Below are 8084 nucleotides of genomic sequence, written 5' to 3'. Positions count from 1 at the left end.
CGGTTGCGCTGCTCGGTCGGCACGTCGGTGGTCTTTACCAGTTGGCCGGTGGCGGCTTTTTCGGCAGCCGTGGTGAACTCCATCTGCACCATCTTGCTGCCCAGGTTGCGGCGGATGACGGCTTTTTTGCCCGCCTTGAGCATGGGCTTGTGTACATAGAACTCGTCGGGGTTCACCGCGCCCTGCACCACCGTCTCGCCCAGGCCGTAGCTGCTGGTGATGAATACCACCTGGTCAAAGCCGGATTCGGTGTCGATGGTGAACATCACGCCGGCCGCGCCCAGGTCGGAGCGCACCATGCGTTGTACGCCAGCGCTCAAAGCGACGATGTCGTGGGCAAAGCCCTTGTGCACGCGGTAGCTGATGGCGCGGTCGTTGTACAGGCTGGCAAACACTTCTTTCATCTTGTGCAGGACGGCTTCGATGCCGACCACGTTCAAGAAGGTTTCCTGCTGGCCGGCAAAGGATGCATCGGGCAAGTCTTCGGCAGTGGCCGACGAACGCACGGCAAACGAGGCCTCGGGGTTGCCCGCGCTCAGGGTGGCAAATGATTCGGTGATGGCGGCTTGCAGGTCGGCCGGGAAAGGCTGAGCTTCCACCATGCCGCGGATTTCGGCACCCGCCACGGCCAGGGCGCGTACGTCTTCGGTGTCCAGCCGGGCCAGCCGGGCGCTGATCTTGTCGGCCAGGCCGTCGTGGGCCAGGAAGGCACGGAAGGCGTGGGCCGTGGTGGCAAAGCCGGTGGGCACGCGTACGCCCGTGGGCAGCTGCGAAATCATCTCGCCGAGACTGGCGTTTTTTCCACCCACCGACTCGACGTCGTCCATTCTCAAGAGTTCAAAGGGTACGACCAGGGCGGTCGAGCTGAAGAGTGCAGACATAGGAAAGCTCCGAAGGTTAAAACCGGGTCTGCGCGCCATGGCCCTGAGCCTGGGGCGACGCTGTGCATGCCTGCCGTGCGACGGTGTAGCTGTTGTTTTGGGAAGCAACGGGGCATGGTTTGAAACTTGGTGGGGGTCGAATCGTGACTCGAATGGCGCGATTGTAGTGAAATCGGCCCCGCTTGCTAAAAAAGTTACCAGCCGGTTACGGCGGACTGGTAATTTCATGAAAAATACGGCCTTCGCGCATACAGAATCTGCACTAGCAGCTACCAAATAAATAGCAAAAATACGGGTTAACCTGGTTCAAATTTCGGCGGGCAAAAATGCTTTGCAAAGCGACCCTCAGATACTTGAATCCACCCGCTCCATTCCTGCGTATAGCCAAGCACCATCCACAGGAGCTTTCATGTCCAAACTCCCCAAAACCCTGCTGCTAGCCCTTGTGCTGGCCGTCCCCTGCCTGGCCCAGGCGCACTCGGAAACCGGCGCGGTGGGCGGCTTCGTCAGTGGCTTTGTACACCCCTTGAGTGGGCTGGACCACATTGCGGCCATGGTGGCGGTGGGCATTTGGGGGGCGTTTTTGGGCACCCCGGCGATGTGGCTGCTGCCGGTGATCTTTCCGCTGGTGATGGCATTTGGCGGAGCACTGGGTGTGCTGGGTGTACCCATGCCGGGTGTCGAAGAAGGCATTGCCCTGTCGGGCATCGTGCTGGGTGGCATGGTGCTGACCGCGGCCCGGCCGCCGCTGTGGGTGGCCAGCGTGCTGGTGGCGATTTTTGCGATCTTCCATGGCTACGCCCACGGCGCGGAGCTGCCGCACGCCGCCAATGCCATCACCTACGCGGTGGGCTTCGTACTGGCCACCGGGCTCTTGCACCTGGCGGGTATTGCGGTGGGCCTGCTGATCCGCTGGCGCTGGGGTCGGGTGGTGGTACGGGCCACGGGCGGGGTGATTGCAGCGACCGGCTTCGCCTTCTTATTCGGCTTTTTGTGATCTCGGGCCGCCACCAGACCCCACGCCTGGCCTTGGCGGCCTTGCTCTGCCTGCCCGGCCTGTCGCACGCGCACAGCTCGGTGGCGGGCATGAACAGTTTTTACGGCGGGCTGCTGCATCCGCTGCTCACCTTGCCCCACATGCTGGTGCTAATGGGCTTGGGGTTGTGGCTAGGCCAGCACCCGCCCCTGCGGCTGAAGGCCGCCATGCTGGCGTTCGCCACCGGCTGCGCCGCCGCCCTGCTGCTGACCACCCGCATCGCCATTCCCCCAGCCAGCCAGAACCTGGTGATGGCCGTGGCGCTGGGCTGCGGCATCCTGGTGGCCGCATCGGCCCGGCTGCCGCTGAGGCTGCGCGCTGCTGTTGCAGCGGTGGCGGCCATTGCGGTGGCGCTGGATTCCGGCGTGGACGGAGCCCCCACCGTACTGGCCACCACGCTCACCCTGCTGGGCACCTGGATCAGCACCACCGTGCTGGTGGCCAACGTGGCCTACTACACCTCGCTGTGCCCACCGCGCCAATGGGTGCAAATCGCCCTGCGGATTGCAGGCTCGTGGATGGCGGCGGCCAGCGTGCTGGTGCTGGCGTTTGCATTGAAGGGCATGCCGCTGGGGTAATTAGCTGCTGCGCTGGCACACTGCGGGCACCGACCTCCCGAAAGCCGCGCCCATGCCCCCTGTTTCCTTCGCCGAAGCCCTGAAGTTCTGGCTCAAACTAGGCTGCATCAGCTTTGGTGGCCCGGCGGGGCAGATTGCCATCATGCACCGCGAGCTGGTGGAGCAAAAGCGCTGGATCAGCGAAAAGCGCTTTCTGCACGCCCTCAATTTCTGCATGCTGCTGCCCGGCCCCGAGGCGCAACAGCTGGCCACCTACATCGGCTGGCTGCTGCACCGGACCTGGGGTGGCGTGGCGGCAGGTGCGCTGTTTGTACTGCCGTCGCTGTTCATCCTGATGGGCCTGAGCTGGGTCTACGTATCCTTTGGGGCCGTGCCCTGGGTGGCCGGGCTGCTGTACGGCATCAAACCGGCGGTGGCGGCGCTGGTGGTGCAAGCGGTGCACCGCATCGGCAGTAAAACATTAAAGAAACTGAGCGCAGCGCCCGTCCTCTGGGCGATAGCAGCTACTAGTTTTGTAGCGATTTATGGTTTTGCCGTGCCCTTCCCCGCCATCGTGCTGGACGCAGCCCTGGTCGGCTGGCTCGGGTCCAAAGTGGTGCCGGGCCAGTTCAGCGGCGGCGGCGGGCATGGCGCGGCCAAGGCGGGAGAATGGGGCCATAGCCCAGCGCTGATCGACGACGACAGCCCCACCCCGGCGCACGCGCGCTTTCGCAAAACCCGCCTGCTCCAGGTGCTGGCGGTGGGCGCGGCGCTGTGGCTGCTGCCCATGGCCGCACTGGTGGCCAGTAGCGGCTGGCACGGCACGCTGGCCGCCATGGGCTGGTTTTTTACCAAGGCGGCCCTGCTGACCTTTGGCGGTGCTTACGCCGTGTTGCCCTATGTGTACCAGGGCGCGGTGGAGCAGTTTGGCTGGCTCAGCGGCACACAGATGATCGACGGCCTGGCCCTGGGCGAAACCACGCCCGGCCCGCTGATCATGGTGGTGGCGTTTGTGGGTTTTGTCGGTGGCTGGAGCAAGTCCGTGCTGGGGCCGGACGCGTTGTTTCTAGGGGCCGCACTGGCCGCCACGGTGGTGACCTGGTTCACCTTTTTGCCGTCGTTCATCTTCATCCTGGCCGGCGGCCCGCTGGTGGAAAGCACCCACGGCAAGCTGCAATTCACCGCGCCGCTGACCGCCATCACCGCCGCGGTGGTGGGCGTGATTGCCAGCCTTGCTCTGTTTTTCATAGCTCATATCGCAATCAGGACGGGCGGTGGCGGCACATTTCTCTCCAATATTGACTGGGCCGCGCTGCTGCTGGCATTGGCGGCGGGCGTTGCCTTGATTCGGTTCAAGGTGGGGGTGATCCAGGTGATCGTGCTGTGCGCGCTGGCGGGGTGGGTGCTGCGGGCCTGGGGGTGAATACTATTAAAAAATAGTATGAAATTAGCTATTTCACTATCATCTTTAGTTGCAAAAAACTTCTGCCGCTTTTGAACGCCTGCCTCCCGCCACCGTAGGCGCGCTCCCACAAAGGCCGCCCAAAAAAACCCATGCCCTGGCAAATCCACTCCGACGGTAGCGCCGTCCCCAATCCCGGCCGCATGGGCCTGGGCGCTGTATGGACCGCCCCCGACGGCACGCGCCACACGCTGTCGCAGGTGGCCCCCGGCACCGGCTGCAACAACGAAGCGGAAGTGCGGGCCTTGATGGCGGCGCTGCAGGCCTTGCAGTTGCAGGGTGCGGACGACCTGCGGCTGCACTGCGACAACAGCGTGGTGGTGGAGCAAATAAGCAACCCCAGCGCCAAGCCGATTGCCCGGCTGGCAACGCTGTTTGACGAGGCGCGGGCGCTGTTCAACACGTTTCACCAGGCCACCCTGGTATGGATTCCGCAGCACCGCAACGCCGAGGCCGATGCACTGGCCCGTGCGGCCTTGGGCATGACGGCACCACGTACGTTCAAAATAGCCAAGAAGCGGCGTTAGGCACTGCGGTGTATCTCGGCCCTGGTCCATTCCATGCATGGGCCATCCCCATCCAAAATCCACCCCCCATCTCTAGGAAAGTTCCCATGCGCAAGCGCCCCGAAGGCATCCGAAACTATGACGCTCCGGCCGGTGGCTGGGGTGCAACCAAGGCGTTGGCGCAAACGCTCAAGCGCCAGCAAATCGTGGTGCAAGGTGTGCGCACCCTGCTCAAGGCTAACCAGCCCGGCGGCTTTGACTGCCCGGGCTGCGCCTGGCCGGACCCGAAACACACCTCGTCGTTCGAATTCTGCGAAAACGGTGCCAAGGCGGTGACCTGGGAATCCACTGCCAAGCGGATTGGGCCGGACTTCTTCCAGGCGCACAGTGTGGCCGCGCTGTGGCAGCAAACCGACCACTGGCTGGAGAGCCAGGGCCGCATCACCCATCCGCTGCGCTACAACCGCGATACCGACCATTTCGAGGCCGTGGGCTGGCAAGAGGCCTTTGACGGCATCGCCCAGGGGCTGAATGCCCTGCCCAACCCGGACGCGGCCGAGTTCTACACCTCGGGCCGGGCCTCCAACGAGGCGGCGTTTTTGTACCAGCTGTTTGCACGCAACTTTGGCACCAACAACTTCCCCGACTGCTCCAACATGTGCCACGAGGCCACGTCGGTGGGCCTGCCGCGCTCCATCGGCGTGGGCAAGGCCACGGTGACGCTGGAAGACTACGACCACGCCGACCTGATTTTGTCGATGGGCCACAACCCCGGCACCAACCACCCGCGCATGATGGCCACGCTGCGCGATGCGGCGCGCCGGGGGGCCACCATCATCGTCTTCAACCCATTGCGCGAGCGGGCGCTGGAGCGCTTCGAGTCGCCCCAGGCCCCGGTGGAGATGGCCACGCTGTCGTCCACGCAAATCGCCACCACCTACCTGCAAATCCGCGTGGGCGGCGATGCGGCGGCGCTCAAAGGCATTGGCAAGGCGCTGGTGGCGCTGGACCGCACTATCCAAGCAAGCAACCAGGCCACCAGCCAGCCCCCGGTGCTGGACCACGCCTTCATCGCCGGGCACACGGCGGGCTATGCGGAGTTTGTGGCCGATCTCGATGCCACCCCCTGGGAGGCGATCGAAGGCGTCTGCGGCCTGACGCGCGCGCAGCTGGAAGACGTGGCCCGGGTCTACGCCGCCGCCAAGGCCACCATTTGCTGCTACGGCATGGGCATTACCCAGCACCGTTCGGGCACGCGCAATGTGCAGCAGATCATGAATTTGCTGTTGCTCAAGGGCAATATTGGCCGCCCCGGTGCGGGGATTTCGCCACTGCGCGGGCACTCCAATGTGCAGGGCGACCGCACCGTGGGCATCACCGAGCGGCCCAAGCCCGCGCTGCTGGACAGTCTGCGCGATGTGTTCCAGTTTGAGCCGCCCCGGCACGACGGGCACTCGGTGGTCGAATCCATCGCCGCCATGCGCAGCGGGGCCTCCAAGGCGATGATCTGCCTGGGCGGCAACCTGGCGGTGGCGGCATCCGACCCCCTCGCCTGCTTCGAGGCCTTTCGCAATCTCGATCTGGCCGTGCACATCACCACCAAGCTGAACCGCACCCAGCTGCTGCTGGCCAAAAAGGCCAGCTACATCCTGCCCTGCCTGGGCCGCACCGAGCTGGACATGCAGGCCAGCGGCAAGCAGTCGGTGACGGTGGAAGATTCGATGTCCATGGTGCATGCCTCCAGCGGCTTTCTGGAGCCGCCCAGCGACCAGGTGCGCTCGGAACCGGCCATCGTTGGTGGTATCGCCAAAGCCACGCTGGGCGACCGGTCGGTGGCCGACTGGGATGCGCTGGTGGGCGACTACGCCCTGATCCGCGACAAGATCGAGGCCGTATTCCCGGATTTTGCGGGCTACAACGAACGCATCCTCGCGCCTGGCGGCTTCCAGCTGCCCAACACGGCGCAGCAACGCATCTGGAAGACCGACAGCGGCAAGGCCAACTTCGCGGTGTTCCCCGGCCTGGAGGAAGACCTGGCCCATGCCGACCCCGGCGTGCTCACCCTCACCACGCTGCGCTCGCACGACCAGTACAACACCACCATCTACGGCCTGGACGACCGCTACCGGGGCGTGTTTGGGCGGCGCGACGTGCTGTTCATCAACCAGGCCGAGCTGGACCGGCGCGGCCTGCAAGAAGGCGACGTGGTGGACGTGGCTACCGCCATGGAACACGCCCACGCCGACCGCGTGGTGCGCGGCCTGATGCTGGTCTGCTACGACCTGCCCGACGGCTGCTGCGCCTCGTACTACCCCGAAACGCAGCCGCTGATTGCCCTGGAACACGTGGACCCGGACAGCCTGACACCGTCGTACAAGTCGGTGCCGGTGCTGCTGCGCGTGGCAGGCCCAGTGGGCAGTGAAGAGATCGTGGTGAACCGCGAAGGGGTTGTAGGCAGCCGCACCCCAGTGAACGCCTAAAACTACTGTTTTCATAGCGCCCCGCGCAGGTGCCACCTGCGCGGGATGCCTATTTGGCTTAAATTTTTACGACTTCGCCAACACCATGGCGAAGTAGCCAAACACCGTCAGCAAGATCCCTGACACGGCGTAGGCCACGGGGAATCCAATCCACGGCACCGAGCTGCCGATTTCCTTGGCGGCTTCGCGGGCCGGGCCCGAATGGCTACGGGCACCCGCCACCCCGCCCATCAGGATGGCCGGGTTGATCTTGAACAGGTGCAGGCCAATGGCCCAAACGATGAACGGCGGGATGGTACAGGCCACAAAGCCCAACCCCAGAATCTGCAGGGCCAGCGTACCGCTGAGTTGCGACAGCAAATGGGCTCCGGCGTTGACCCCGACGATGGCCACAAAGAAGATCAGTCCCATGTCTTCCAGCACATTGCGTGCGGCGTTGGGCGTGTTGCCAAAAAAGCGCAGGCGCGACACCAGCGACGACACGGCGATGCCCGATACCAGCAGGCCGCCCGCATTGCCCAGCCCCACCGTTGCGCCAAACGCAGGCACCTGCACCAGTCCAATCAAGAAGCCCAGAATCATGCCCAGCGACAGCGTGAGCAAATCGGTGGCCGTACTGGGCCGCGCCACCGGCCCCAGCAACGCAGTGGCCTTGTCGATGGCGCTGCGCAGGCCGACAAAGTGCAGCACGTCCAGGCGCTGCAGCCGGGTCTTCAGGCCCATGGGCAAGGGCACGCCGCCGCGTTCGATGGCGGTGAGCTGCACCTGCCCGGCCAAGGGCGAGGTACGGAAGTCTTGCAGCGTGCGGCCGATCGCATCCCGGTGGGTGACGACGATTTCGGCCTGGTCCAGCGGGATGTTCAGGGCCCGTGCGTCGGGCACTTCGGGGCCAATGCTGCCCATGTGGCCGGTCAGTGCCACCAAGCTGCCGCCCAGGGCCACTACATCGCCATGCTGCAGCACCAGAGCCGGGTCGGCCCCCAGCAGGTGTTTGCCGCGCTCCACGTTTTCGATCTGGTACTGCGGAAAACGGAAGCGAAACTGGGCGATGCTCTGGCCCACCGTGTCGGGGTGCACCACCCTGTAAGCGCGCAGGTCAAACGGGCGGTAGCCGCTGAGGCCCGCGTCGTCCACATTGGGCACGCCGTGGTCGCGCTCGTAG

The 8084-nt window shown here is 64.8% G+C and carries 7 protein-coding genes; 5 read left to right on the top strand and 2 right to left on the bottom strand.

The window, feature by feature from the left end:
• A partial coding sequence (locus ABI213_RS00285) for a PEP/pyruvate-binding domain-containing protein (RefSeq protein ID WP_348025626.1) occupies positions 1–881 on the bottom strand: 881 nt, incomplete at its 3' end.
• Positions 882–1290: 409 nt separating this feature from the next.
• On the opposite strand from ABI213_RS00285, the gene ABI213_RS00280 reads away from it, so the two are divergent.
• From ABI213_RS00280 to ABI213_RS00260, 5 genes are all read left to right on the top strand, one after another.
• Positions 1291–1878 (top strand): HupE/UreJ family protein, encoded by a 588-nt coding sequence (locus ABI213_RS00280; protein ID WP_348007896.1) that lies wholly within the window; start codon positions 1291–1293, stop codon positions 1876–1878.
• Positions 1875–2495, top strand: coding sequence for a HupE/UreJ family protein (locus tag ABI213_RS00275; protein WP_348025624.1), 621 nt, complete (start codon positions 1875–1877; stop codon positions 2493–2495). The genes ABI213_RS00280 and ABI213_RS00275 overlap by 4 nt, the downstream gene beginning before the upstream one ends.
• Positions 2496–2547: 52 nt before the next feature.
• Positions 2548–3897, top strand: coding sequence for a chromate efflux transporter (gene chrA, locus ABI213_RS00270; protein ID WP_348025622.1), 1350 nt, complete (start codon positions 2548–2550; stop codon positions 3895–3897).
• Positions 3898–4028: 131 nt separating this feature from the next.
• Positions 4029–4463: a ribonuclease HI family protein gene (locus ABI213_RS00265; protein WP_348006056.1), complete on the top strand. Its 435-nt coding sequence runs from the start codon at positions 4029–4031 to the stop codon at positions 4461–4463.
• An 86-nt stretch (positions 4464–4549) separates the two neighbouring features.
• On the top strand, positions 4550–6922 hold the full coding sequence (locus ABI213_RS00260; protein WP_348025620.1) for an FdhF/YdeP family oxidoreductase: 2373 nt from the start codon (positions 4550–4552) through the stop codon (positions 6920–6922).
• Positions 6923–6988: 66 nt separating this feature from the next.
• Here the strand turns inward: ABI213_RS00260 and ABI213_RS00255 are convergent.
• Positions 6989–8084: TrkA C-terminal domain-containing protein (locus ABI213_RS00255; protein ID WP_348025618.1), on the bottom strand; the 1096-nt coding region annotated here is incomplete at its 5' end.

The organism is Rhodoferax sp. (genome assembly GCF_039922535.1).
Classification (GTDB): domain Bacteria; phylum Pseudomonadota; class Gammaproteobacteria; order Burkholderiales; family Burkholderiaceae_C; genus Rhodoferax_B.
The sequence above is the reverse complement of the archived record's forward strand: the minus strand, read 5'-3'. Positions and strand labels throughout refer to the sequence as shown.

Coding starts and splice junctions, on each gene's coding strand:
- ABI213_RS00260 (WP_348025620.1), top strand. CDS start 4,550: ATGCGCAAGCGCCCCGAAGGCATCCGAAACTATGACGCTCCGGCCGGT.
- chrA (WP_348025622.1), top strand. CDS start 2,548: ATGCCCCCTGTTTCCTTCGCCGAAGCCCTGAAGTTCTGGCTCAAACTA.
- ABI213_RS00280 (WP_348007896.1), top strand. CDS start 1,291: ATGTCCAAACTCCCCAAAACCCTGCTGCTAGCCCTTGTGCTGGCCGTC.
- ABI213_RS00265 (WP_348006056.1), top strand. CDS start 4,029: ATGCCCTGGCAAATCCACTCCGACGGTAGCGCCGTCCCCAATCCCGGC.